This is a genomic window from Aliirhizobium sp. YIM B11859 (assembly GCF_057163345.1).
On the sequence record NZ_JBXHAY010000003.1, the window covers coordinates 729036 to 752825 of the forward strand.

General features: G+C 56.3%; 23 protein-coding genes. 10 read left to right on the forward strand and 13 right to left on the reverse strand.

Annotated elements, in window-relative coordinates; all coding sequences use genetic code 11:
* Positions 1–19: 19 nt before the first annotated feature.
* The 6 genes from AC2GXZ_RS15755 to AC2GXZ_RS15780 all read left to right on the forward strand — a co-directional run bounded on the left by AC2GXZ_RS15755 (position 20) and on the right by AC2GXZ_RS15780 (position 4086).
* Complete coding sequence (locus AC2GXZ_RS15755; RefSeq protein ID WP_483760097.1) at positions 20–328, forward strand: hypothetical protein; 309 nt, start codon at positions 20–22, stop codon at positions 326–328.
* On the forward strand, positions 325–564 hold the full coding sequence (locus AC2GXZ_RS15760) for a hypothetical protein (protein WP_483760098.1): 240 nt from the start codon (positions 325–327) through the stop codon (positions 562–564). Before AC2GXZ_RS15755 ends, AC2GXZ_RS15760 begins: the two co-directional genes overlap by 4 nt.
* A gap of 358 nt (positions 565–922) precedes the next feature.
* Positions 923–1297, forward strand: a complete 375-nt coding sequence (locus AC2GXZ_RS15765; RefSeq protein ID WP_483760099.1) for a hypothetical protein — start codon at positions 923–925, stop codon at positions 1295–1297.
* Positions 1298–1303: 6 nt separating this feature from the next.
* Positions 1304–2155, forward strand: coding sequence for a S1/P1 nuclease (locus AC2GXZ_RS15770; RefSeq protein WP_483760100.1), 852 nt, complete (start codon positions 1304–1306; stop codon positions 2153–2155).
* A 6-nt stretch (positions 2156–2161) separates the two neighbouring features.
* A complete protein-coding gene (locus tag AC2GXZ_RS15775) occupies positions 2162–3037 on the forward strand; it encodes a hypothetical protein (protein ID WP_483760101.1) in 876 nt (291 codons plus the stop codon).
* Between the two features lie 95 nt (positions 3038–3132).
* The gene (locus tag AC2GXZ_RS15780) at positions 3133–4086 is read left to right on the forward strand and encodes a hypothetical protein (RefSeq protein WP_483760102.1); all 954 of its coding nucleotides are present in this window, start codon (positions 3133–3135) and stop codon (positions 4084–4086) included.
* A 37-nt stretch (positions 4087–4123) separates the two neighbouring features.
* Here AC2GXZ_RS15780 and AC2GXZ_RS15785 read toward each other — a convergent pair whose 3' ends face one another.
* Entirely contained in the window at positions 4124–4492 is a 369-nt protein-coding gene (locus AC2GXZ_RS15785; RefSeq protein WP_483760103.1) for a hypothetical protein, read from the reverse strand.
* A 134-nt stretch (positions 4493–4626) separates the two neighbouring features.
* Between AC2GXZ_RS15785 and AC2GXZ_RS15790 the strand changes: the two genes are divergently transcribed.
* The 3 genes from AC2GXZ_RS15790 to AC2GXZ_RS15800 are packed head-to-tail and all read left to right on the forward strand — an operon-like array spanning position 4627 to position 8616.
* Positions 4627–5574, forward strand: coding sequence for a glycosyltransferase family 2 protein (locus AC2GXZ_RS15790; RefSeq protein WP_483760104.1), 948 nt, complete (start codon positions 4627–4629; stop codon positions 5572–5574).
* Positions 5575–5596: 22 nt separating this feature from the next.
* Positions 5597–7081 (forward strand): stealth conserved region 3 domain-containing protein, encoded by a 1485-nt coding sequence (locus AC2GXZ_RS15795; protein ID WP_483760105.1) that lies wholly within the window; start codon positions 5597–5599, stop codon positions 7079–7081.
* On the forward strand, positions 7081–8616 hold the full coding sequence (locus AC2GXZ_RS15800) for a hypothetical protein (RefSeq protein ID WP_483760106.1): 1536 nt from the start codon (positions 7081–7083) through the stop codon (positions 8614–8616). The genes AC2GXZ_RS15795 and AC2GXZ_RS15800 overlap by 1 nt, the downstream gene beginning before the upstream one ends.
* Positions 8617–9585: 969 nt before the next feature.
* Here the strand turns inward: AC2GXZ_RS15800 and AC2GXZ_RS15805 are convergent.
* A complete protein-coding gene (locus AC2GXZ_RS15805) occupies positions 9586–9765 on the reverse strand; it encodes a hypothetical protein (protein ID WP_483760107.1) in 180 nt (59 codons plus the stop codon).
* Between the two features lie 530 nt (positions 9766–10295).
* Here AC2GXZ_RS15805 and AC2GXZ_RS15810 point away from each other — a divergent pair.
* Positions 10296–10427 carry a hypothetical protein gene (locus AC2GXZ_RS15810; protein WP_483760108.1) on the forward strand — a complete coding sequence of 44 codons (132 nt, stop codon included), beginning with the start codon at positions 10296–10298 and terminating at the stop codon, positions 10425–10427.
* 25 nt (positions 10428–10452) lie between these two features.
* Here the strand turns inward: AC2GXZ_RS15810 and AC2GXZ_RS15815 are convergent, their stop codons facing one another.
* The 11 genes from AC2GXZ_RS15815 to AC2GXZ_RS15865 all read right to left on the reverse strand — a co-directional run bounded on the left by AC2GXZ_RS15815 (position 10453) and on the right by AC2GXZ_RS15865 (position 23737).
* Positions 10453–11817 carry an SGNH/GDSL hydrolase family protein gene (locus tag AC2GXZ_RS15815; RefSeq protein ID WP_483760109.1) on the reverse strand — a complete coding sequence of 455 codons (1365 nt, stop codon included), beginning with the start codon at positions 11815–11817 and terminating at the stop codon, positions 10453–10455.
* A 225-nt stretch (positions 11818–12042) separates the two neighbouring features.
* Positions 12043–12390, reverse strand: a complete 348-nt coding sequence (locus tag AC2GXZ_RS15820; RefSeq protein WP_483760110.1) for a hypothetical protein — start codon at positions 12388–12390, stop codon at positions 12043–12045.
* A 216-nt stretch (positions 12391–12606) separates the two neighbouring features.
* Entirely contained in the window at positions 12607–12990 is a 384-nt protein-coding gene (locus AC2GXZ_RS15825; protein WP_483760111.1) for a hypothetical protein, read from the reverse strand.
* Complete coding sequence (locus tag AC2GXZ_RS15830; RefSeq protein WP_483760112.1) at positions 12987–13604, reverse strand: lysozyme; 618 nt, start codon at positions 13602–13604, stop codon at positions 12987–12989. Before AC2GXZ_RS15830 ends, AC2GXZ_RS15825 begins: the two co-directional genes overlap by 4 nt.
* Positions 13540–13773, reverse strand: coding sequence for a DUF7940 domain-containing protein (locus AC2GXZ_RS15835; protein WP_483760113.1), 234 nt, complete (start codon positions 13771–13773; stop codon positions 13540–13542). Before AC2GXZ_RS15835 ends, AC2GXZ_RS15830 begins: the two co-directional genes overlap by 65 nt.
* 195 nt (positions 13774–13968) lie before the next feature.
* On the reverse strand, positions 13969–16557 hold the full coding sequence (locus AC2GXZ_RS15840) for an SGNH/GDSL hydrolase family protein (RefSeq protein WP_483760114.1): 2589 nt from the start codon (positions 16555–16557) through the stop codon (positions 13969–13971).
* 63 nt (positions 16558–16620) lie between these two features.
* On the reverse strand, positions 16621–18786 hold the full coding sequence (locus AC2GXZ_RS15845) for a phage tail protein (RefSeq protein WP_483760115.1): 2166 nt from the start codon (positions 18784–18786) through the stop codon (positions 16621–16623).
* On the reverse strand, positions 18783–19190 hold the full coding sequence (locus AC2GXZ_RS15850; protein ID WP_483760116.1) for a DUF6950 family protein: 408 nt from the start codon (positions 19188–19190) through the stop codon (positions 18783–18785). The genes AC2GXZ_RS15845 and AC2GXZ_RS15850 overlap by 4 nt, the downstream gene beginning before the upstream one ends.
* The gene (locus tag AC2GXZ_RS15855; protein WP_483760117.1) at positions 19191–19790 is read right to left on the reverse strand and encodes a hypothetical protein; all 600 of its coding nucleotides are present in this window, start codon (positions 19788–19790) and stop codon (positions 19191–19193) included.
* A gap of 15 nt (positions 19791–19805) precedes the next feature.
* On the reverse strand, positions 19806–20522 hold the full coding sequence (locus tag AC2GXZ_RS15860) for a hypothetical protein (protein WP_483760118.1): 717 nt from the start codon (positions 20520–20522) through the stop codon (positions 19806–19808).
* A 2-nt stretch (positions 20523–20524) separates the two neighbouring features.
* The gene (locus AC2GXZ_RS15865; RefSeq protein WP_483760119.1) at positions 20525–23737 is read right to left on the reverse strand and encodes a phage tail length tape measure family protein; all 3213 of its coding nucleotides are present in this window, start codon (positions 23735–23737) and stop codon (positions 20525–20527) included.
* Between the last annotated feature and the right edge of the window lie 53 nt (positions 23738–23790).

Sequence of the window (23790 nt, forward strand, 5' to 3'; positions counted from 1 at the left end):
GGCCAGGCCATGAGCAGACATGAGAAAAAACCAAATTGCCTTTGATAACTGGTGGTCCTGCTTAGCCCCTGCCGAGCAGAACGCTCTAGATAAAGCTGCAGCGCGCAAACTGTTCAACGCTGGTTTCCGCTACGGCGTAGACACCAACAAGCAGAAATTCGTTTTCATGATTGGTCGCCGCCGTATCACCGTAACGGCATCCAGCCGCGAAGACGCCAAGAGGAGGGCGGAGCAAGCCTTCAAGAAAAGACTGGCAGCTGCCGGCAAGCCCCTGCCCGCTGTAAGTTGGACTGCTCTCCTGGCGACCGAAGGGGCGACGGCGCGATGACGCCGGTCACGCTCCGCGAATTCCGAGGCAAGTCAATCGAGATCTCTTGCGCTCGATGCAACAAGTACTCAACCCTCGATCGCAAAGCGCTCGTGAAGAAGTTCGGCGCCGCCAGCAAGTTCATCGAGCTGCGCAGGATACTGGCAACCGGCTGCGATCGCCTCGGCACAGATGGCTGTGAGGCTTGCTTTCCCTGTCTCTTCACCGCCGACATTCTGATCGAGGAACACAAATGAGCGACGAAGGCCGAACAGCCAAACCTGGCGCGAGCATTCACGAAAATCACCTCTGCGATCACACCGACGCGAGCGGCGCGCGGTGCAAGTGCTGGGGTTGCTACGGCTTCGAAGAGAGCGGCGCCATCACACTTTGATACTGCTCCGAGCATCAGCCGCTTACTTACCGCGGCCTACGTCGTCACGGTGAAGCAAGGCTGGCGGCGGCCGAAATCGCTGACATGCTGACGTGAGATGATCCTCACCGTTTTTGGCCTCCTCAGTTGCTTCTTTAGATTATGACAGTTAGATGACAGGCCGTGCGTCGCTGCGCGGCATTGAGCGACGCTCGAAACACTGAACGAGGTCGCTCTGCATCATGAACATTAGCCTCGACGACGTAATCACGAGACTGGATAGAGCTCGGAGCCCTGATCGGGCAGTCGACTTCACCCTTGCTCGCGTAGTTGGCTGGAAGGTCCTTTCTGTTCCAGGCGACGACGGGAAGCGCAAGGATTTGTGGATCGTTCCTGGGAGTGATGAACCAGACAAGGTCCCCAAATACACGGCCAGTCTAGATGCCGCCAAACAATTTGCAGATCAGCTGGTGCCCAATAACGCCATGGCCGTCACGTTTGGTGATGAAATTGAAGCCATCGCGGAGGGCGGTGAGCGGGTGCGCTCCCGCGTCGGAGCGATCGCCATTTGCCTGGCTGCGCTTTCGGCTTATCAAGAGGCAATGAGGAAGGTCTAACAGAGGATGATTTCGTTCTCCAAGAACACATTGACGCGGTTTGCCGCTATCATGTTGATATCTCTTTGGCCGAGCGTATCGGCAGCCTGGAGCGGCGGGGGCCATTCGATAATTGCCTACATAGCTGAAAGTCACCTTTCGCCAGAGGCTCGACGGGGGGTGCAGGGTCTACTTAAAGAGGAAAACCTCAACTCACTTGAGAAGGTCGCAAACTGGGCAGACGCAATGCGATCGCTCAAGATTCCTCAACAACCATCACATGCTCTGCGGCTCCCGCTTGACGGTTCACCCTATGATCGAAAGCGTGACTGCGGCAACAACATGTGTGCGACATGGGCGATACAAGCGGCCATCAACTGCTTAGCCGATCCAAAGGCCACCTCAGAGGCTAAAATCACAGCGCTTAAATACCTCGTTCATCTTACGGGCGATATCCATCAACCTCTTCATGCGAGCAAAGATACGGGACAGCGCAAAGTACTGTTCGCGGGCGAACAGCTGTCATTGCATCAAGTGTGGGATGGCGGCATAACGCGGTCGCTGAAGATTGGGAACCGTAAGCTGGCGGAGATGGTAGACCAGCGTATACCCGACTCCACTGTCGACCTAGATCCTATTCATTGGGCATACGAGGGTCGAGACATAGCGCGGGACGAAATTTATCCAGAGCTACAAGGCCTGCCAACAAAGAACGGCGCTATCGTCCTTCCGGAGGACTATGCTGAGCGCCATTGGCCTACTGTTGAGAAGCGCTTGAAACTCGCAGGCTTGCGCCTCGCCGGCGTTCTGAACGCCATATACTCCGGCAATGCTTCGATGGTGAGCCAAGGTCAATCTCCAGATGACACTGAAGAATAAAACGGCATGAGAGATTTTGAGATAGTAAAGGTCCTTAAGGGCCACTCGGGTTGCCGCGTCGAGCTCTGCTCCGCCCAAGGGCAGTACTTCATCAATAAGACAGCTAAGGACGCCAGCTATGGACCACGTCTGGCCCGACAAATCGAAAAGCAGGTAAGACTGGCACGGCTAATCCCTCTGCCTGAGGTGATTGAGAAGTCGCTTGATGCGGTCCCAGTACAATATAAGATGGCCTACGTCAGCGGCATGGACTTCCGGCAGGTCTGCTTAAATAGGCCGATGTCTTGGATCGATTCGTTCGTAAACGTGCTTTTCGACACGATCGACAAGATGTACGACGCCAAAATCAATCTCAAGCTTGAACCGCTTTTCCAATCGAAAATCTGTTCGATTGAGCGAGCTCTTTACGAGAATGAGCTTTGCGACGTCGGCCGACTGAACCTCGCATTTACCGCTCTGAAAAATCATGACTTCGGAAGCGTGCCAGCTACGGAATCGCATGGTGATCTCACCATGGAAAACATCATATTTCAGGGCAATGACGCCATTACGTTTATTGATGTTCTGGATGGCGAACTCGAGTCAGTATGGCTAGACATCGCAAAATTACTCTATGATTTAGAGATTGGTTGGTCTCTACGCGAAAGCCTATGGCGTGATCATCACGCATCCGAGGAGCGATTGCTTTCTATGTTGAGCCGATACCTGCATGAGGAAATCTATCTGCGGGCATCGGCCCAATTCCCAGGCATCGTTGACCATATTACGGCTCTGAAGGCAGTCCAGGCACTCAGAGTTTTGCCGTATAGCCACGACAATCTTACTGCTGATCGCCTCACTCGATATGTTACCCAACTCTTCAAACCTACAGGTGCGCAATGACTAAAGGAACTCTAGTATTACCCATCGCAGGGAGATCCTCGCGGTTCCCTGGAACGCGTCCGAAGTGGCTCTTGACTGCGCCTACCGGTGAGCTGATGCTCGAGCACGCCCTTCGTTCATGCGGCGACTGGAAGGACCACCGCGTAGTGATCGGCGCCCTGAAGGAGCATCTCGTAGACTTGGGCGGCGAACAAGCGATTCGTCGCGCTTTCGGCGATCACCCGGAGTTGGTTGTATTTGATGAGGTTACACGTGGCCCTGCGGAAACGGTAGCAGAGATCATCCGGCGGGCTGACATAAGCGGTCCAATCTTCATTAAAGATTGCGATAGCTGGTTCGACGCGCCTTCCGAAGTGTTCGATAATCTTGTTTGCGTAGCCGACCTGCGGCAGAACCCGAATGTTAAGAACATCCCCGGCAAGAGTTTTGTACAGGTGAACGAGCACGACATTATCGACGGCATTTTGGAGAAATACGTTTGCTCACCGTTCATTTCAGTGGGCGGGTACGGTTTCCGGAGTGCGGAGGACTTCCTTGCCTCCTACGACAGAGTCCAGTCGGACATGACCGATGCTGAACCATTCGTTTCCCATGTTATCCTCGAGAGCATTCGCCGCGGCTCCGTTTATAAGAGCGTCAGCGTCACCGCATACAAAGATGTGGGAACGCTCGAAGCGTGGAACGAGTACCGCGAGTCTTCGGCGTTGTTCCTGATGGACATTGATGGCGTTGTCTTTAGAAATGCCGGTCAATACACCTCACCGCTTTGGGACGATGAGGATGTTCCTCTTGCAGCCAATGTGGAGAGACTACGTAAACTCATCTCCAACGGCGCACAGATAGTGTTCGTGACGTCTCGGCCAGAGCGCTATCGCGCAAAGACTGAGGAGTCGCTTCGCGCGGCCGGGCTGTCATGGCACGCCGCCATATTCGGCGTGTCACACAGTCGGCGAGTTCTGGTGAATGACTTCGCCCCTTCCAACCCTTACCCGTCAGCTGCGGCAGTAAACCTGATCCGCAACAGCGACGATCTCGCAAGGTACGTCTGATACCCTATGAACCTGCGGCGCTAACGGTGCCGCAGGCCTAAGCCTGCTGCCGCTTCATCTGGTTATGTATAGCGGCCATGCAAATAGCCAGCTCTGGCGTTGGTGCGACGACAAACGGTCCATCAGCTACCTTCGCAGAAGCCAGACCCTTTTCCCAACTAAAGCTGACCTTGGTCGATTCGCCCAACGCCGAACGAAGCTGACACGCTGCATCTAGCGATGTCGTGAAATCGGGTAGCTCGACAAAATCGCCGCCTGCTGGACCCACCCAGTTTTTCTCCGCGCCAGCGTCCGTTGCCATCTGGTCCCGCCTGTATCCGAAAGCCTCCGCCACTAAAGCGCTAAGCGCAACACTTCCCTGCGCAGCTGCCTTCAATTGTGACAGCGCGATCAAATTGCTATTCATAAATTCCTCTCTGCCACTGTCGCAAAACTGTCATATTCCCCTTAATCCGTTGTCCAGACTCTAGATTACTTGTCACAAAAGTGACATATAACTGTCACACAGAGATGGTGGCAACAGTACGGCGGCGGTAAACAATGCTTTTCAAATTTCGCAGGCACCCTAGACTCGTGCTCGAAAAAGAAACTCCGTCTTTGGTCCGAAAGCCAGTCGTCGCGCTTTACAACGCGGTTGATCGCAGCGGTTGGCTTTCTGACCTCATCGCCGACCCGCAGTCGATGTACGAAGACAGATTGCTTTACAAGAAGTTTCGCCGCAAAGCGCCATTGACGCCACGAGTGAGCGTAATAATCGCTACCCACAACGATCGATCTACCCTGCGCCAATCCGTGGCTTCGATACTCAATCAATCGATATCGAACGTTGAGGTTGTCATTGTCGATGACTGTAGCACGGACGGGGCTGCGGAACTGATTGGGGATCTTGCATCGAAGCACGATCAGATTCGTGTAGTTACTAATGAACGACGTCTCGGGACCGGCGCAAGCCGAAACGCAGGCATGCTCGCTGCAACTGGCGATTATGTGACGTTCCAGGACGGTGACGACACCAGTTCGCCTTATCGGTTGGAGCATCAACTGTTCGCTCTTACTGCCAACCCTAGCAAAAAGCTTGCTACCTGCAATTACGTGCGCGTCGACGAGCGCGGTCGGCGACTCGAAATCAATGAAAAAAGAGTAATGAAGTGCATCATTTCGATGATGTTTCCTCGTGAAGAGGTGTTAAACAAGGTAGGCTTCTTCATCGGAGAAAATGTCAGCGAGGACGCTGATTTCTACGAGCGGATAAAAATCGCTTTTGGCCCCTCTTGCGAAGCGCACGTTTTTCGGACGTTATATCTCGCTCTATTCCGCGAGGTATCGTCATTTTTTACTAGTTGCGAATCGATTGCTGTACAGGATCGCCGTGTGATATTCACTCGTAGCCAGCAGGCGCTCGCAGAGTGGGATGCCCTAAGGAAGCGGCACGAGGATATGAGGATGGGACTGCTAAGCCCGTACCATAACCCGGCGATCTCAGCTTAAGGCTGATAAGGGAAATTACGTAATGCTCCATCAACGACTATCGAAGATAGTCAGTAAGTACGCTATTCTTGCTCGAAATTATCTGAACGACAAATACCCCATCACCCATTTGATGCTTCCGGCCAAACAAGCCGAGAAATGGTCAACACTGTTCGAGCAGACGGTAAACGGCCGGGCTCCAACGTCCGTAGCCGAAGTATTGCGGAAACTGGACCTCGGCATCACTCGCCCCCACTCTGACAACCAACACGAAGTCGACCTATCGGCGTTTTCGATCCCCTTCGTTATGTCGTCGTTGGCAAAAGTTGCTGACAGCAGTGGCGCGCGCATTTTTGCGATGTCCAAAGAGGGAGCGTGGCGAAAGGTTGAGCCTCTGCGCTTTAAGGCGTCGGTACTGAACCCTACGAAGAACGGCCGCATCGAGCTAGCCGTCATTGACAGCCAGAACGCGATCCTAAGCCGCCATTCAATCACTCCTTGGAAGGAGCAGCGTGGAATAGCACTCGCGCCAGGCGAATACGCTCCTGTAAAGCGGGTGCTCTCCAGCAGCAAAATGACCAAATTGAGCACGGCGGTGACTCCGTTCTCATCCCCGGAGCCAATTGATGCTGTCTACACGTGGGTAGATAGCACGGCACCGTCATGGAGAGAGTTGATCAAGCCCTACAAGGATCCTGGCGCTATTGATCCTGATCGGTTTAGCCATAACGACGAGCTACGTCACTCAATCCGATCACTAGCAATGTACGCCCCTTGGATTAGAACGGTTTACGTCTTCTCCAACTGCCCGCCTCCAGATTGGTTCGTGCCATCGGATCGATATAGATGGGTCATGCACGACGAGGTGATGCCGCAAGAAGTTCTTCCTACGTTCAATTCCCACGTTATTGAGACCTACCTGCACCTCCTGCCCGGCTTGAGCGAAAACTTCATTTATTTGAATGATGATTTCTTCCTATCCAGCAATCTGAACAAGAACGATTTCTTCACGGCGTACGGGCAGACCGTGGCACGGCTCGAGCCTTATGGCGTGATCCCTTACCTTCGCCAGCTCTGCGAAAAAGAACGCGCGGAAGAATGGCAGCACGCGGCGGTCAACGGCGCCGATCTCCTGCAGTCAGTCACTGGTATGCTTCCCGTGCAGATGCACCGGCACGCACCATACGCGTTCAATAAAACGATCTTCGAAAGCTTGCTCGATGAATTCAGCGGGGCAGCGGCAGTGACTCGAGCTGCGCGTTTCAGAACGAAGGACGACGTATCTTTCGCATCATTCTTGTATCATCACTACGCCCTGAGCAAGGGTAAGTGCGTCGAGAGCAACGAGAATTCGATGATTGTACGCCACACCAATTACCGAGCGTTTGATAAAAGATCCGGCCATCTTGCTCTCAGGTTCTTCTGCCTAAATGACGGAGGTGGTAGCTCTTCTCACGCAGAGTTCGGGAAATTCAAGAGGTCGTTCCTGCCTAAGCTATATCCATTCAAGTCCGAAGCTGAGAAATAATGACCCAAAACAATGCCGCGTTCTCCTACGACGATGTGATCAAGCTTCATCAGCGATGGAGCACATCTGGCGGAAAGATCGATTCCAAGGATGAGGCTCGTGTCGCATACGCACTAACTGGACAGCATGAATTCGCGGACCATGCAGTAAGGATGTTCTACGCGGATCGGAACGCGTTCAAAGCTTTCCGGGACGTGGTTGGCCCATTTCTGCAAGTGATGGAAGCAAGCGGCTTTGCGCCATCCGACAACCACGTGGTGGCTGCCCTTATATGCTCGACAAAAGACAACGTGAAGAAATTCAAGCGTTGGTTCACTGATCGCATTTTTGGTATCCCAGTTGACCGCGTCCGCTTCGCCTGCCGGGTTATGAAGCGGGAACGGTCAATGGACCCATTGATTGGCTTGATGATAGACAATTTGGACGCGCCAGCCGTTCAACCTTCCCATCTTTTCATGCTGGACCAGTACCTCTGCGGGTTTCTACCAGAGGAGAGATCGGAACAAAGGGCTAGGGTCGATGCCCGGCTCGACCGGTTTATCGCTGACGAGTCCAGATTTGATCGTAGAGAGAGGGAGGTAATCGAGAGACTAGAACGCCGTCGACGCCTTCGGTCAAAAAAGCCAGATCTTTCTGCTACTGCTGTAGTATCGATTTTGCGCAAAAAGCCCTCGATCGCCCTCTGCATCAGCGGCCAGATGCGAGGGTTCCAACGCGCGCATGAAGTCATGAAGCCACTCTTCGATGAGTTCAACGTTGATCGTTTCGTACACACCTGGAGTGACGTTGGCCGCGGAATGCTGGTGCCGGACCGTGCTGATAGGTGGTTCGAGGGGCGCGTCCTGAATGAATTTCGCGCCCTATGCTTGGAAAACAAGATCACGGGCCGCTCGTTCCTAGATGCCCACCCCCGATTCTTGGATCAGGGCACGAAGGTTACCTCGGAGCAGTTGATCGAACATTACTCGGCGGTAGAGGCAGTCGTAGAAGATGACATAGATGTGCCTACCAACCACCACCGAATGTTCTACAAAATATGGTCTTGTCATGAGCTGATGATGAGCTCAGGCAAAGCTTACGACGTAGTCATCCGTATCCGTCCGGATCTCACCTTCGACGCAAATCCATCGCAATGGGGCTCCATCCTACATCGCGTGCAGAACGAGAAGCTAGTTTTTGTAGAAACGGAGTTCGGCATTAATCGCAAAAATGGATGGGTCGGTGATCAGTTCGCAATCGGAAGTATGGAAGCAATGACGAGATATGCGTCCGTATATCCATTGTCGACTATGGTAGCTGCGGCGGAACTGTCTTCGCCAATCGTGCACGCTCACGAAACGCTGGGCTACCATATGTGGAGCGGTGGCTATACCATGCCCAGAGCGCCAATTGACAATGCTAAGCTCGTCGAAATTTCGATTATCAAAGCGGCTGCGTTTCTTGAAAAGATGCAAGGTGCAAGCAAGCAGGACGAAGCAGCGCGCCGTTTGATCGCTGCTGCGCAAGCAGACGTCGCGCAGCTGGGCAAAAAGTGAGCGGGCCTAACGCCCCTTGGAGGACTAAGTCGGCGCCTAGACAACGCCGACTTCGGAGGGTTGGCTCATTGGCGTGCGCCAATCCTCCGAGCTCTTGGGCTATTTTTGTGTTTGCCGCCGATCACACCAGCGCGGCACTAGGATTCGGCTCGCGTTTCTTCGCATGCCGCCTCGCTTTTGATGTCAGGGTAGCAGCGGCCTGAATTGGCTTTACTAACCTAGTCAGCTCTGAGCAAGTCTCAGCATTTACCGATCGAGATGATTACTGAGCAAGGGGTTCGAGATGACTTGGCGACCTGTGTCTTCGTTAGCTGCCAACAAGCTAGTCTTTCTGAAGTTCGATCACCTGACGAGCGCACACTGGATAGGATACGTAAATCCCAATGGGATCTGCGAGTGGCCAGAGAAGGTTAAGGGCTATAGGCCGACGGGTTGGCAAGAAACGCTAACTGACATTTCCGCCGTCGCTGAATTCTGCAATTAAGTGGTGGGTTAGAGATACCAGCGATGATGTCTCCTAGGGTTCCGTATACTGAGCGCCAGCTCGATTATGCGCATGTCCCTGTAAACCGCGAAAGTTACTGGACGTTGGTCTTCAATCTGCTTCCGCAGTCTAGTCTTCAGATACGCCGAGATGGACGTCAATCTGTCACTGGAAATCCCTTTGTTTTGAGCAAGGCGCTCTGCTAATTCATTCATGAGCCACACCTTCGCTATCGACCCGGAAGTTTAAGAAGAGTCGAATGGATCAGCGCGATCAAGGCAGAATTTCCAGCTCGGTTAATTTCCTCTTAGTTGGGTCCAAAAGAGCGTGATTAACAAAATGATATTGGGTTGGTCTGGCACCGGAACTTTTAGCAACCCTACTGGTTTGACAGCCGCTTACCTTGTTTTGTCCATCTCAAGGTTTTCCTTGGCCTCGCTGCGATCCCAAAGCCGCAGCGGGGCTTTTGATGTCGGGGCGGTGGGTTAGTCCGAGCCTTCTACCAGCGTCGACTTGAGAAGCTCAGCAACCTCCAAGGCGTTCGCCAAACCGCGCTGAATTGCTTCCGCGTCATCACTGTCCTCGATTGACCCAGCCGCCATCTCGACGAGGCGCAGTTGGTCACGAAGGTTGTTGGTCAGGTCGATCAGATCGGTGCGGTTCATGGCAATGCCTCACATTGATGGAGGCCTTGCCTACATGTTTTTCCACGGATGCGATTTGATCTAGCTGATTGGCGACGGTTTAAGGGCGGTGGGGGTCTAGGGCGCGCTCGATAGATGATCTGCTAGCGCGCCGAAGAACCCACCACTCTCGTTTCTGGCTCTACGGCAATTCTCGCAGTGGCAACCGAGAAACCAACTACCCTTGCCTCGATATTCGTGCAACGCCTGACCCTCCTGCCACCCCTTGCAGTCGGTCTTCATGCAGATTTCGCATTTTGGCTTCTTCGCCATTTCAAACCTCGATGTTAGGGCGGAGGTTGACAGGGCCTCGACCACAAACCATCTTCACAACGCCCGCTGGTGTTTATGCAGAGACGGTCGGAACGGATTTAAGGGCAATACCTCAATCCAAAAGGAACCCGTTATGTTTTGCACCGAAGAACATCGTGAAGACGAATACGTCTCACTAAAAACAGTCTCCCCGAGTTGCCCGCATTGCAAAGCCAATCTTCCATGGGAGGCCGCCGAACATGAAGCCGGCGAACGGCTGCGATGCGGCAGCTGCGGCACCATTTTCGACCGTCGAGAGCTTGTTTTTTCCGACTGAGATAACACCCATCCAGCAGGTGCCGCTTGTCTGGATGGGCAGCCGTCTCGCCTAGACGCGACCTCCACTGAGATGGGTGCTTAGCCCCTTCCGAGGCTAAGCACGATTTCGCGGATCGCTGACGTATACCGTGCCGGGAGATACCGGTAATGGGCATATACTGTGGGATGTGTGCTGTCCGTGCCGGTGAGAATGTCAGAGTTACCCGACGAGTTCTCAGACCCCAGACGCCCGTTGCCATCGACCCAAGGTCCATCCGGGTCGGTCATCATTGGGATTTTGAACATCAACGGATCGTTCATCTCATCTACGCCCGAAAATACAGCATTCTCGGCGCTGATGAGGTTGGCGCTCGCCCCGCTGTCATCGTTCCAGCAACCCGACACGATGAACAGAGCGTTGGGATACTTGGTGCGGGCCTGCGCGAAAAGTATTTTCGCTTCAGCCTTTACAGCCGCGTGAGCATTCGCCACGTCGGTGGATTGGTCATTGTAGGGACCGCCGATGAAGACGACATCTGCCGTGTCCGGGGCATATCCAGTGAACATCTGACGGTAGGTCTGATCGCCCGAACCGACCGCAAGGTAGCCTGTGCCGCCTCGTGGGAAGATCGCCGGCATATTCCAGCCAAGACTATGGCAAACGCGGCGCATGTAAGCGTCAGAGTTTGTGAACGGTCCCTCAGCCGCGCCCGCTTCAATAGAGCTTCCCAACACAACCGCAACAACTTTATCGGCTGTGTCTGGCCTGATAATTCGCCCATAGGTCGGGACGGAAACACCGCTAAGATATGTGCTGTCGCTTTCGAAAGTGATCCGACGACGGCGATTGTCTGGGAACTGAATACGAGTATTCCACCCGTTGTTGCCAGAAGGGTTGTTTGTGATGCTACCCTCGATCATCTGACGCCCATCGACAATCAAGCGCCAGCCGACGTTTGAGTTATTTGTTTCGATCGACATCAGATCGCTGATAACGTCGAAGGACACAATATTCGGACCAAAGGCGTGACCAATCTGTCCGTTCCCGTTAATATCAGGCTTCTGCCCGGTATCAAACTTGCCTGAAGCGAACTGGAAAAACCGCGAGTATCGGAGCGAAGTGTTGCCGGAGCTCAGGATCACAGGAACATCAGGATCGTCAGTTGTCGTGCGAGCCTTACCAAGGTAGCGGAATGCTGCCGTGCCGTCCGTCTGAGAGACGCCGGTCTTAAGGCTCGGACCCGTACCTGTTGCAGCGGTGATCCCCGCCGCTGAACATACATAGAGATCACTACCGACCCGGATAACATTAGATCGGTAATACTGAGTTGAGTTCGCGTAAGCGGTCGGCGCCATCAGCGGATTCAGCGTCAGTGGGTTTGCTATCGCAGCCGCACGCGCATTGCGGCGCAGCTTCTCGAAGCGAGCAAACAGAGTAGATTTAATTGGGGTGTCAGTAGCCATTTATGCAGCCCTCTGAAGTTCGATGGCACGGCTGCCGTTCTCGACAACCCGGTTTCCATTTTCGATGACGAATGCCCACTGCCATCCGGCAGGAGCGGCATATGGCGGATTGGGAGCATCGACCCCACCGCCCTGTCCTGGGACGATGCCCTTGCCAATGTATGACGAGGTAGCGTGCATACGCGCCGCTCGCGCGGCGATAGAATTTCCAGATCTTGTCATTGATTAACCCCTGCTGGCCGTCGTGCGGCGCTGCGGTTGGTTTTCCACGATGCGATCGACGCGCACCGTCATATGATCGACAGCCTGCTTGACGCCACTAATGGCATCCATGATCTGCTCTGTCGTCTCGCGCATGCCGGCCTTGGTGATGTAGGTCTCGGCGACGTGGAGGCGGTGGGCTGCGAGTTCGCCTCTCGCCATCGCGGCAAGGGCCTGAGCAGCAGATGCTGACGCAACAGCCGCATCCTTGCCCTCCTTTACCTTTCCTTCGATCCGCCACCAGATACCCCAGAGGGTACTGCCGAGCATCACGAAGAAGCCGACCACGGCCATGATCTCAGGGCCGCTCATAAAGCGCCCCGCAGGGCATCGTCGCGGTTGACGATGTAATTCCGAAGCGCCAGCTGCTTGTGATAGCAGGCCAGGAGCGCAGACCGATCCGCAATCCAGTTCTCTTCGACTTGAGATTGGAGCATGGGCCCGTAAGGCAAGATAACCGGCCTATCGCATGCTTTGAGCAGCTTGCTGTCCGGCCGTGCGATCTGCGGCGGCTTGACCGGCGCGACGTTAACGGACTTGGTTGATACGCTGCACGCTGCTAGCGCCAAGGCTAGGCTCGTCAGCACGAGGATCTTGCCGAGCTTCACTGGTCAGCTTCCTTCTCAGTTCGAGGTTTTCGGCCTCTTGGGCCTCAAGCTGGGCGATGGCTTCGGCCTCGCGCGCCTTTGCCGCGTTGTTGGCGATCGTCTGCCCGCGCTGTTCGTCGGCATCGGCTTGGGCGTTTGCCGCATGTTCGGCGGCAATGATGGCGGTGTACTTGCTTTCGGCGTCGGCATAGCCGTCGTCATAGATCCGGCCATGGATCCACCATGCGCCGGCCATGAGCGTTAGAACGAGGATCAATGCCGCAAGGGCTTTTACGGCGGTCTTGTTGGCAAGGAGAGCGATCATGCCGGCAGCCCCGATACGCAAAGCTCGGCCTCGCCGATACGCTGGGCGTCACCCATCTCGCGTCGCAGTACCAGCCCGCGGACCACGCGGCCACCGGCCTTGTTCCATGCGGTCTGGGCTTCGCAGCCCTCGCGATATTTGCCCTCGCGATGAAGGCGCGCGGCTTTGGATCCGACCATGCCACCAACGCCGAAGTTGTAAGCACCGGAGATCATCGATGCCTGCACGCTGACAGGCATTGCCGTGAAACCTTTGATCTGCTTCGTGAGCGGCAGGTAATATTCATTGTATACGTCGTCGGCGAGGAAGGCGTCACACTCAGCTTTGGTGAACCGCATGCCAGCCTTCACCGGCTTGCCATTGAAGAGCGTCTTGCCGTAGCAAATATCGTAGATCTTCGCGAAAGGATCCCAGTGGGAAGTGAGAACGACGCCCTCCCACGGCTTGATCATATGATCCACAGCAAGCGTGACGGGCGCTGGCGTGCCTCCAGGAAGCATCGCGGCCGATCCGGCAATGACGGCCGCCATCACCGCGGCAATCGCGCTCTTAGCCCGCCTCGACGGCAGGATCTTGTTGATTGGCATCAGCCTTTTCCTTTTCAGGTTGGGCAATGAGACGTGAACCCCAAGCGCCGGCCAACAGCACAATGGTGAGCCACCACGGCAGATAGTCGGAGACGTAGGGGACGACGTTGAGGATGATGTCGACTAGCACGGCAAGCTCGATGCCGCGCAGCGACCAGGCGCGCCTTACAAGGCGTCGCCAGTCTGGGAGGAGCATTGGGAACTCCGATTGTGGGTAAAGACGACGCAAATTGCGATGGCCTGCAGATAGGCCTCTCATGGGAAGCAGGGCTCGCGTCCGCTCTGATCGAGGGACGGAAACCTGTTCAAGCCAGAAATTCAGCAATCGCCTTATGCTTAGCCGTTATCATCCATCGAGAACTCCAAGATCGTAGGCCGGAGTGTCGATGTATCACGGTGCAACTAGAGACGGCTCGGGCACTGCAACAGTCTGCGATTGCTGTTTCCCGAAGTAATCGAGGATCTTGGGATTGAAGAACGCCCCAGCCGACGCGGCAGTGTTGTTCACAAACAAGCCGCCCATGACAAAGCCAGCAAGTGGCGCCAGGTTGCCCGGCGTCACAGTTACCTGCATCAATTGCGCCGCCGCAAAGTCCCATCCTTCATAGAGGGTGAAGACTAGATTGTCGGAGTTGTAATTAAGGTAGATGACGTATCTCTCGGCCCCATCTGCGTCTGGCGTTTGAGATATCGTACCGTTGCTGCCCAGTTGGTTGAAGGTGATGACGCCGTTCTGGCGAGTTGCCAAGTATAGCTGCACGGTGCTGGCGCCAGTCCTGTAAAGGAACATGAACGATTTATCGTCCCTGGAACCAGCCGGATCGGTATAGCTTGGAATCCACCCCAGGATTACGCCAGTGCCTGGGGGGATGACCGCCCGAAGATATAGCCGCGCCCTGTCAGCATTCATCAGCCCGACTACGTTCGATAGATCATCGGCCTCCGGCATGAACGACGCGGTGTAACCCACCACAGACCGCTCGGTATCCATCATGAAGCGCCCATGGTTCTTGAGCGCATTAAGCGGCATGGAAGCCGCGAACGGGCTTGCGCCCGCGCCGCGCGGCTCTTCCTGCCACTCTCCCGTCGACCGGATCTCATAGTGACCGATGAAATAGAAGGGCAGGTTGCCCGTCCTGTAACGAACACGGTTCATGCCATAACCGAGCTTGCCCACCCGATATGGGACATCCACGCGACGGCCGTGGCCAGTCGCAAGAAAACCGATCCCGGCAGGTATACGGTTGCCACGAGCACCAAGGTTAGTCAGGTCGAAAATCTGATGATATGGCCGATCGTAAGCCGACAGATCGGCAGCCAGGACGTTTTCAGCCCCAGCGCCACGATAGACGATTTCCGCTTGCGGATCCTCGTTCCAGATCCATGCATCGATCGGTACGCCGTCCGGTGCCAAGACGCCAGTCGTGTGGCCGGTCGTATAAACAGCGCCATCGCGCGACTGCTTGATGGCAAACGCATCTGTCTGACCGAGGCTGTTCTGCATAGCGCTGTCGTTGGCCGAAATGCGCTGCGCGCCGATCGCGCCCGGGCGCGTCACGAAATCCCGCATGAAGTGGCGGGCGACGGCGGATCCTTTGAAAGCGCACCATATGTCGCCGCCGTGCAACGCATCGTTCTGGTTTTCGATCGCGTTGTGACGGTCCCGGTTGTTGGCCAGCCACTTCTTTAAATCAGCACCGATGTCCAGAACGGCGAGACCCAACTCCTGGGCTACGCCGACAACCGCAGCAGTTGCCATCTGTCCAATCTTGTAACTGTCATACCCAGCGGGATCACTTCGCCAATTCGGGTCAGCCGTCATCAAAGCCGGAACGATGCCTTTGGCCATCGCCAATCTCGCGAGGCGGCGAGTTTCGCTGATCCCCTTCGTGATCCACGCGGGGTCCGTGGAGCTAACCACCTCATCGTTGATCCAGAAGCCAATCAGCACCATATCGGGCGCCCGACCGGCAAAAGCGATCGAGTTCTGGACCACAGCCGGCTCGAAGTTATCGTAGGCCCACCCATCATAAATGCGTTTGCCGCTATAGCCGCAGTTCAGTACCTTCAGGTCTTCGTTCCGATAATACTGCGACAGATTGTAGGCTAGCCTCGCTGGCCAGGCATTCGGCGCGTCAAGCGAGTGATCGGTGCTTCCGAGCGCATTCTGCCCGGATGTCGGATTGGCCGTCCATCCCGACGTGTTGTTGCCATCGACAGTGCTGTCGCCGTAGCATGCGATGATGAAACGATCACCACGAGCTATCCTGGCGGCGCCCTTCTGGCATGCCTGGCGCATGTCGAACTTTTCTTTCCACTCCCACCAGCCGCCGTTGGCGGACGACGTGGAGCCATCCGGGAGGAAACGGTCAGCGGAGCGGAAGGCCAGTCCGGCGTATTCACCTGTGGGCTGCGCGGTGGCACGGACATACAGACCGCCGCCACCATCGCCAGCAGCCGTGAAGCCATTGACGCGGGCAGATATGATGCCCTGCGGGACGGACAGAGCGCCCATACCGGAAACCGTCGTATAGATCGGCACATTGCCTTGGCTGACGGCATCGGAGGCATACCCGGCGGCAATATTCTTCGCTGCTTCCGCCGCAACCTTAGCCGCGATGGAATCGAGACTGTAATCCAGCGCAAGATCGCGCGCCGCCACTGCTTGGCCAACGAGAAGCTGCGTTGCGTCCACAGGCAAGTCAAGCTTCTTCACCCAAGCCGAACCGGACCACACGTAGATGCCGCGCAAGTCTACATTGTCATCCGCCACGACGATGCCGACTGCACCTGTCGTTGCGCCCAATACAGCGTCGAGCTGAGACTTACTGCCACGAATATATGCTGCAGTGACAGCCATATTAATTGAACTGGTGAGGTTTTCGAGCCAAGTACCCCATGTGCGAAGGTCGCTCTTACGGGGTTCATGCGGCAGGCTGGTAGGGCCATCAGCCCAAATAATCTTGGCAGTCTCTACCATGGTTTCTCCATGCGGGAGCTCTCCGGCGGACGCCAGAGGCAGATCTTGATTTGCAGTTGGATGTCAGGGGACCGTTACAGTCGCCGATGCTTGCGTCGTGGAAGGGATTCCGGACGAGTTTTCAGCGCCGCACCAATATTTCCAAATCCCAGAGCCGGAAGGGTTGGTGAACGTAATGGTTTGGTTCGCTGAAACGCTGTAGCGAGCTATTTCCGTTGCCGCTGTGAATGACTGAGCAGATGTACCACGCTTAAAGACCAGGTACCGCGAGTTGTCATTGGCCGATCTCGCGCTCACCGTCACAGTTCCAGAGGCGTTGCTCGCCGTCATATTGGTAGGTACACCAGGCGCAGCAGGATCAACCGTAGACGTGACGTTAGCAGTTACCGACCAATCGCCATAATCGTCGTCCGAAGCGATGTAAGCCACTTGGATGTCTAGAAGCGCATCCGATGGCACGACATTAGTGCTCAGATTGATGAAACCGCCTGATGACGATGCGTTCGGGAAACGTTGTTCAACCCATGCGCCTGGATTTCCAGATCCGTCATCGGCAACACGATATTGCACGACCGGGGTGAGTGAATCGTCTTCCGGGTCGATAATGACGACGCGAATGTAAACGCTGGACCCACGAGGTTTAGCCTGCACAAGGTTGATAACCGGGATGACCACATTACCCTTGCCAGTCTTAGGCGGCACCGGCGGCATCTTCCCTTCGTCGGTGGTGGGGTTCCACGCATCGATGTTGTCGGGATGTTGCATGATGTCCATGCTGAAAGCGCCCTGCATCAGCGACAGCAAGGATTTCCGGTTCTCGACGATCTTGCCATTTAGACGAGGCAGTGACATCGGTGTATTGAGCCTAACCCATCGCGTGTAGACTGCATTGATGCCGGAAAGCCGCAAGCTCAGAGTGCCGCTGACCTTTTGCTGCAGTCTCAGCCAGTCGCGCTTGCCGAGGCGGCGAGCTTGCCTCCATTGCTGGACCCACTGATAAGTGGCTTCCTGCGCCAGCACTCGGCCGGCTGTGATCTGGGCCGCAGTATCCTCGAAGAAGTCCGTGTCCGACGTCGCATATCCTATTTCAGGATACGTGAACTTCGGCACCAGTCGGTTGCACTCATCTTCGAATAGAACGTCGTATTCGATCTGGTGGCCGGTAATGTCGGCATCGGTGATCGTGGTAACGTACTTCTCGCGGAACTTGCCGACGATGAAGAGCAATGCACCATCGCCGCGTTCGCAGATCCAGCCATCGCAGGCGGCAAGCAAGGCATTCGTACCGGCCTTGGGGTCGTTTTCCGTTGTGTCGAAGCCGTTGGACTCGTAGCGGCGCTCGTACCCGCCACCTGCGAGCGGCACGAGTTCGTCGCAAATGTCGGCTTCTTCCTGCCACATCTCCAACAGCGGAAGGATGGCTTTGCGGTAGTCGCGGCGATGGCCGAATTCGTTGAAGCACTGGTGCCAGCACATCTGGAGCGCAGTGTTCGTCGTCCATACCCACGTTTCCGGGTTTTCTGGATCCTGGAGTGGATCCCGAAAGTCCCAGCAAAGCGCCATGTCGGCTTCGACTGAGACCTGTGGCGGCCCGTACGGGAAGGCCTTGTTTTGCTTGGACGCTTTGGTGCTCTGGCAGACCATCGCAACCGATGCCTGACCGTCGCCCCTGTGGTTATTGGTCCAAATGCCCTCGGCGGAAAGGATGGAGACGATCTGAGAGTATGGCGTCTCCGGCACGACGCCGAGGCGGCTGTAAATCTGGACCTGATTGCCGTAGTTGGTCCCAGAATTGATGACGCCGCTTGAATTGAGCGTCACCTCATCGTCGTGAAGCCAGTAACGATTAATCGACTTGATCTTGTGGCCAGCCAGAGCTTGGACAGCCATCAGGGTCTTGCCCTTGGCCTCCCAAAGCATATAGGCGCCAGCAATCCGGTTCCGGCCAACTCCCCATTGGCGATACGGGATCGACTGCGTCTTCGGAACCTTGCCGTCCTCAGGCTTGGGCGGCTTGGGCGCCATCAGCGCCTGAAGCCCAATTGACATGGCAGTCGTTGCGATGGCGGCCGCAATAGACGCATAGGTGATGGTCGTGGCACCAATCGTGATGCCGCCCGTTCCCAGCACCGCCGTAAACAGCGGTGTAAAGATCGGATCCATCAGGAACTGGCTGTAAAGCGCCGTGCTGTTTTCCAGCATGCTCGGCAGGCTGTCGAATTGCCTCATTCGGGCGCTCTCCATGCTGCCACGAACTCGACCTTCTTGGCGCGCACGCCCGCGAGCGACATCGTCGCCCACAGCGGCCCGAAGCGGATGGCAGCCATCTCGCCGGCACGCCGGTCGGTTTCGGAAATTGCTTTGATGATGCCGACGTTGCCAGGCTGTGGGTCGGTCGTGCGAATGAAGCCGAGAGGCTCGATAAGACTGGCGGTCAGGGGCACGAGACCGCCAAAGCTGGCTATCAGTCGGCCAGCACCGAACTCGCTATGATAAGTGCCTCTGAACTCACGAGCCGGGTCGATGCCTGTCGTTGCGGCTATCCACGACGCGCAAAACGTCATGCAATCGTCGCCTTCGACGCCGCCCCAGCTAAACTCACGGGGCAGAGCCAAAAACTCATGGATGGTCATTCAGAAAATCGGCCATTTCGGCTGGATGCCACGAGCAAGACGTGCCGTTCCGTTGCAGAAGGCGTCTGTCGAGTAGAGAGAGCGCTGCATGGCATCAGACCACAGAGAGCGGGACGGCCGTGAGCGCGTGTTCTCACCCGCAACGACTGCGAGACTGAGCGCCAGCGTGGCGCCCGCATCGCCCTGCCCGTAAGAGCCTGATTCCTTCGGGTGAGAGGCAACACCAGTCCAAATCGGGATGATGTTGCTCATAGGCTGGTGATATTGGTCCAGCGTCGTAAGGCCGACCTGGACTTTCTTTCCGCGAACCGGCGGGATGCTCTCAAGCATCTTTGCGCCGGTTGCCGGGTCCACGCCACTGAGGGTGAAGTCGACGGCGTCAGATGTGCCGTTGACCAGTACCTCGAGTGAAGGAAGTCCGATAAGCTTGCCGCCACCGAGATAGACCGTTCCGTCGGGGTCGATGCTATCGAAGCCAATCGGCACATCGTTGACGCCGAACCAAATATGAAGGGCCGGATCTGTGTCTATGCGCAGAAAAAGGCCGAGCTGATGGCTTCCGCGCAACGCCTCAACGACGTTGTCGGGCACATAGGCCATGGGCACCTCGAGTGCTTAGAAAGCTTCTGAGAACTGGATTGTCTGCTGCGTCACGAAAAACGCCTCGACGATCGAAGGCAGCGTGAAGCCGTCCTTGAACTTTGCCACGAAGCGCGGACGGGCGAATTCAACCCGCTGGCCGACTGCAACGGCCTCGCGGAGAGGCGGCGATATGGCCAGTGTGTATATTGGGTTGGCCTCGTTGGTGACGTCCTGAACCTCCCAATAACGGTAGGCACGCCAACCCTTGGTCTCGTGATAAATTGAGAACCAATCTGACCAGCGCAGCGGCCGGGACAGCCCATAGACGCGCATCTTTATGATGCCTGCATTCAGGTTCGCCGCAGCGCCGATCTCGCCATATACGCTAGCTTGACTGTATCCGGACGTGTCGCTGAATAGCGCTCCGTCCGAATGCGGAATGCCGCCGATTATTGGCTTCTTGCTGGCAAACGGCCCCCACCAATCCGTAATGATCGGCACGTTGATGTAACGAAAACCTCCGTTTAGCCTGGCGCCTAGATGGTTGACGTACTCGTATTGCTCCGGCTCAGTCAGCTTGCAGTCGGTGTAGGTGGCGGTCAGAAGACCACCACCCGACATTTCGATTGTCTGGCTCTCGCCCTGCCCGTTCCGTCCACCAGAGATGGACGAACCAAGGACGTCGATCGACACGCTGGCCGGGGCTAGAAAGTTGGCTTCCAGCGTCGGCATGTTAGTGTAGATAGCCAAGGTCAGCCCTTCCGTTTGTTGAACTGGCCCTGAACCGTGCCGAAGCCGCCGCGTTCTTGCTGCTTGTTGAATTGGCCGAGGCCGTCGCTGACGGCCTGCTTGGCAAGCGCCATGACGTGCTCATCACCATTCGCGCCATCGATCTGGATGACCATCAGGCTAGGTGCGTTCTGACCTGCAGCGGTACGCGCACTTCGCAGTGTCGGCGCCACCGGCATCGCAACACCCCCACCGACCAGCCCGCCAGTGGCAAAGCGCCCAAGCGTGCCGTTGTTGATGGCGTGAAGCAGCGCGCGATGCTTTTTCGACTGCCTGGCGTTGACGATGAACTCTTCGTTCGACGCCATGATCGGAATGCTATCGCTTGTCCCGCTTCCGGGGCCACGGATGGTCCCACCGTCGGCAAAGAGGCCGACCATCGGCGTGTACTTGGCGATCTGCGCGGCACTCAGGCCACCTCCGAACAGGCCGGAGAAGATGCTACCGAAGCCACCGCCGCTAGGTGCGTTAGGCGCCGAGGGGAAGAAGCTCGTCGACAGCTGCCCCAGCTGGCCGAGGCCTTGCGTGGCAACCTTTGAACTATCAGCAACCTTGCTCAGCGCGCTCGCGGCCTCCGTGGCTCGCTTTGCCTGAATATCGGCAGCGCTGACCCAAGAAGTCGCAACGGAATTGCCGGAATTGCCCGATAGCATCTGCAATTGCAGACCGCTGTCCGTCATCCGGCTGGCGCCCGTGGCAAATCCAACGTGGCCGCCGGAGGCGCTCACGCCCAACCCGCGATCCTGCAAAAGGACATCGCCGCGCAAGACCTTCGAAGGATCGATCGATGTTCCCCAATTCTGGAAGGAATTGGCGACACTCGATCCGCTGCCTTTCACGCCGATCTGCGCCAAAGACGAATTCACAAAACCAGCACACCAGGCCTGCTGAGCCGCATCGAGGTCGACGCCACCGGCCTTGAGGAACGAATTGATCTCGCCGCGATTGGCGGTCTCGTTCTTGCCGAGAAGGCCGCCCGCGAGATCCACGGCACTGCCGCTGCTCTTACCAGAACCGCCTAGGACGGTTGACAGAAGGCCGCCGCCCAAGGTTGTTGCGCTGCCGCCGACTGGCGAGCCATTCCCGCCACCGGTGATCATGGCTTTGAACAGTTGGCTTAACACATTGGCCAGCTGCTTCTGCGCTGATTCCTGCAAGGCATTCAGGAAGGTTTGGCCAAACGCCTTGCCGACGTCACCGCCGCTTCTTACGATGCCGCTCGACAGGTTGGCCGCGAACTGGTCGATCGCTTCATTCTGAGACTGCAGCTGCTGCGACTGTCGGATCTGGCCAGCCTCCCGGCTGTTCAGGTCAGTCGACAGGCCGTATTGCTTCAGCGTCGTGTAGACTTGCTGGTCCTGCACCGACATCGAGTTGTAGCGGCGCTGTTCAAGCAGATCCTGCTGCAGCTTGGCTTTGGCGAGTTGCTCCGAATACTGACGATAGAGCTCGACCTTTTGGGCAAGCTCTTTTCGCTGAGCATCGCTGAGCGACCGTCCTTTGTCCTCGGACTGCTGCAGGAGATCCAGAGCGAACCGTGCAGCATCGGCTTCAACGCCAAACTTGCCGAGAAGCGCCGTTTCCATCTGCATCTGCGCGATGCGGTCGTCGGCCGACTTCTTCAGGTCTCGATAGGCGTTGGCAGCGCGTTGGGCAGCGGTTTCTGCCTTTTTCGTCTCGGCGTCCGGCTTGTCGCCGAGTGTAATCGGCTTCGGGCCAGGAATGGGAACGTTTGTGGTGTTGCCATCGGAATTTGTGACGGTAGGATTCTGATCGTAGATACGCTTCCGCGCTGCCTCGCGAGCGCGAAATGCATCGTCGCGATCCTCGCGAGTTGATGCGCTAGACACAGCCTGCTGGTATACGCGATCAATCTTGTCGAGATCCGTAAGCGCCGGCAAACCGATGTCGTTGAGGTCACGAAGCGCTTTTGTCAGCCGGCCGATAGCCAGGGCCTGCCGGTCAGACGTGCCCTCAATCAGGTCGATCTGCTGCACCATCCCAGGAATGGATCTGGCCAGCTTGACAACCTCTGGATCGAATTCGCGCATTTCCTGCGCCAATTCACGCACCCGCTTAGGCGCCTCCGGATTGTCCGCAATGCGAGCCATCGCCTCTCGGAATCTCAGAAGATCCGGCTCACCATCGCTGATGGACTTACGAAGTTCGATGAATGCGCCACGATAGTCGGAAACTATCTTCGGATTTGTCGAACCAGCGAACGGGTCGATGAAGTTGGAGTAAGTGCTGCGGTTACTCGCCGCATCGACAAGCGCCTCTCTGGCGTCCTTAAGGCGGTCCTTGATATCGACAACCGTGCCGGACATGCCTTCATTGACATATTCCCGCAGTCCAGTCGCCGCCTCGCCGTAGCGATCCTTGAGCAAGGAGATGGTCTCGGCGTGCCCTTTCAGGATTTCGTCGGCGGATTTAACCTTCGTAGCACTGGTAATGTATTGGATCAGTGCGGCACTGCCGGCAACCAAACCGATTGTTACGAGGGAAACTGGACCAAGGATGTTCGAAAAAGCGCCCACAAGCGCAGAGCCAACGCCTTGCCCGCCGGCCTTTAGGTCGTTAAAGACGGCCGAGAGCTGCGTACCCTGCTGGAGGGCGATAGTTAGCGGGTTCATTCCGCCGAATGCCGTCACCCCGATGTCTTGGAACTGCGCGGCAATATTTGAGGTGTAACCCGACGCGCCACTGTTGCGTGTTCCTGGCTGCTGTGAAAGGGCCGCGTTCCGCCCCTTGATCGCCGCGGTAGCCGCCAACGCGGCCTGCCGCTCTCGGCTAATAGCCGCAGCCATCTCGTTGGAAGAGATCGCCCCGACTGCGTGAGCGCGGCGGATATCTGCGACTGCGGCCTTGTAATTGTTGATCGTGCTGAACAGCGGCGAGTAGCGAGCACGCAAGCGCTCGAGTTCCTTACCCTGATCTGCCAGCGCCCCTGTCCACTCCTTTGCCGCACTCACGCCAATGCCGGTCATGGCATTGATGCGGTTCTGCAGTGAGGTGGTCAGAGAGCTGTCGACCGACTTCCCGACGGCATCAAACTGGCGCTTAATGACGGTAGCCATAGAGCCAACGTCGGCCTCGATACGCTTGATGCTGCGACGCAGCGTTGCCTGATCAGTCGAAATACTGATAATCAGGTCATCGGAATTGTCGACCGCCATGCGAGCATCCTGAAAATTAGGAAGCCCGCGCGTAGGCGGGCTTGGGAGATGGT

What these genes read in the sequence shown, in the direction of transcription:
- AC2GXZ_RS15755 (WP_483760097.1), top strand. Translation starts at nt 20, where the DNA reads ATGAGAAAAAACCAAATTGCCTTTGATAACTGGTGGTCCTGCTTAGCC.
- AC2GXZ_RS15760 (WP_483760098.1), top strand. Translation starts at nt 325, where the DNA reads ATGACGCCGGTCACGCTCCGCGAATTCCGAGGCAAGTCAATCGAGATC.
- AC2GXZ_RS15765 (WP_483760099.1), top strand. Translation starts at nt 923, where the DNA reads ATGAACATTAGCCTCGACGACGTAATCACGAGACTGGATAGAGCTCGG.
- AC2GXZ_RS15770 (WP_483760100.1), top strand. Translation starts at nt 1,304, where the DNA reads ATGATTTCGTTCTCCAAGAACACATTGACGCGGTTTGCCGCTATCATG.
- AC2GXZ_RS15775 (WP_483760101.1), top strand. Translation starts at nt 2,162, where the DNA reads ATGAGAGATTTTGAGATAGTAAAGGTCCTTAAGGGCCACTCGGGTTGC.
- AC2GXZ_RS15780 (WP_483760102.1), top strand. Translation starts at nt 3,133, where the DNA reads ATGCTCGAGCACGCCCTTCGTTCATGCGGCGACTGGAAGGACCACCGC.
- AC2GXZ_RS15785 (WP_483760103.1), bottom strand. Translation starts at nt 4,492, where the DNA reads ATGAATAGCAATTTGATCGCGCTGTCACAATTGAAGGCAGCTGCGCAG.
- AC2GXZ_RS15790 (WP_483760104.1), top strand. Translation starts at nt 4,627, where the DNA reads ATGCTTTTCAAATTTCGCAGGCACCCTAGACTCGTGCTCGAAAAAGAA.
- AC2GXZ_RS15795 (WP_483760105.1), top strand. Translation starts at nt 5,597, where the DNA reads ATGCTCCATCAACGACTATCGAAGATAGTCAGTAAGTACGCTATTCTT.
- AC2GXZ_RS15800 (WP_483760106.1), top strand. Translation starts at nt 7,081, where the DNA reads ATGACCCAAAACAATGCCGCGTTCTCCTACGACGATGTGATCAAGCTT.
- AC2GXZ_RS15805 (WP_483760107.1), bottom strand. Translation starts at nt 9,765, where the DNA reads ATGAACCGCACCGATCTGATCGACCTGACCAACAACCTTCGTGACCAA.
- AC2GXZ_RS15810 (WP_483760108.1), top strand. Translation starts at nt 10,296, where the DNA reads ATGAAGCCGGCGAACGGCTGCGATGCGGCAGCTGCGGCACCATTTTCG.
- AC2GXZ_RS15815 (WP_483760109.1), bottom strand. Translation starts at nt 11,817, where the DNA reads ATGGCTACTGACACCCCAATTAAATCTACTCTGTTTGCTCGCTTCGAG.
- AC2GXZ_RS15820 (WP_483760110.1), bottom strand. Translation starts at nt 12,390, where the DNA reads ATGAGCGGCCCTGAGATCATGGCCGTGGTCGGCTTCTTCGTGATGCTC.
- AC2GXZ_RS15825 (WP_483760111.1), bottom strand. Translation starts at nt 12,990, where the DNA reads ATGATCGCTCTCCTTGCCAACAAGACCGCCGTAAAAGCCCTTGCGGCA.
- AC2GXZ_RS15835 (WP_483760113.1), bottom strand. Translation starts at nt 13,773, where the DNA reads ATGCTCCTCCCAGACTGGCGACGCCTTGTAAGGCGCGCCTGGTCGCTG.
- AC2GXZ_RS15840 (WP_483760114.1), bottom strand. Translation starts at nt 16,557, where the DNA reads ATGGTAGAGACTGCCAAGATTATTTGGGCTGATGGCCCTACCAGCCTG.
- AC2GXZ_RS15845 (WP_483760115.1), bottom strand. Translation starts at nt 18,786, where the DNA reads ATGAGGCAATTCGACAGCCTGCCGAGCATGCTGGAAAACAGCACGGCG.
- AC2GXZ_RS15850 (WP_483760116.1), bottom strand. Translation starts at nt 19,190, where the DNA reads ATGACCATCCATGAGTTTTTGGCTCTGCCCCGTGAGTTTAGCTGGGGC.
- AC2GXZ_RS15855 (WP_483760117.1), bottom strand. Translation starts at nt 19,790, where the DNA reads ATGGCCTATGTGCCCGACAACGTCGTTGAGGCGTTGCGCGGAAGCCAT.
- AC2GXZ_RS15865 (WP_483760119.1), bottom strand. Translation starts at nt 23,737, where the DNA reads ATGGCGGTCGACAATTCCGATGACCTGATTATCAGTATTTCGACTGAT.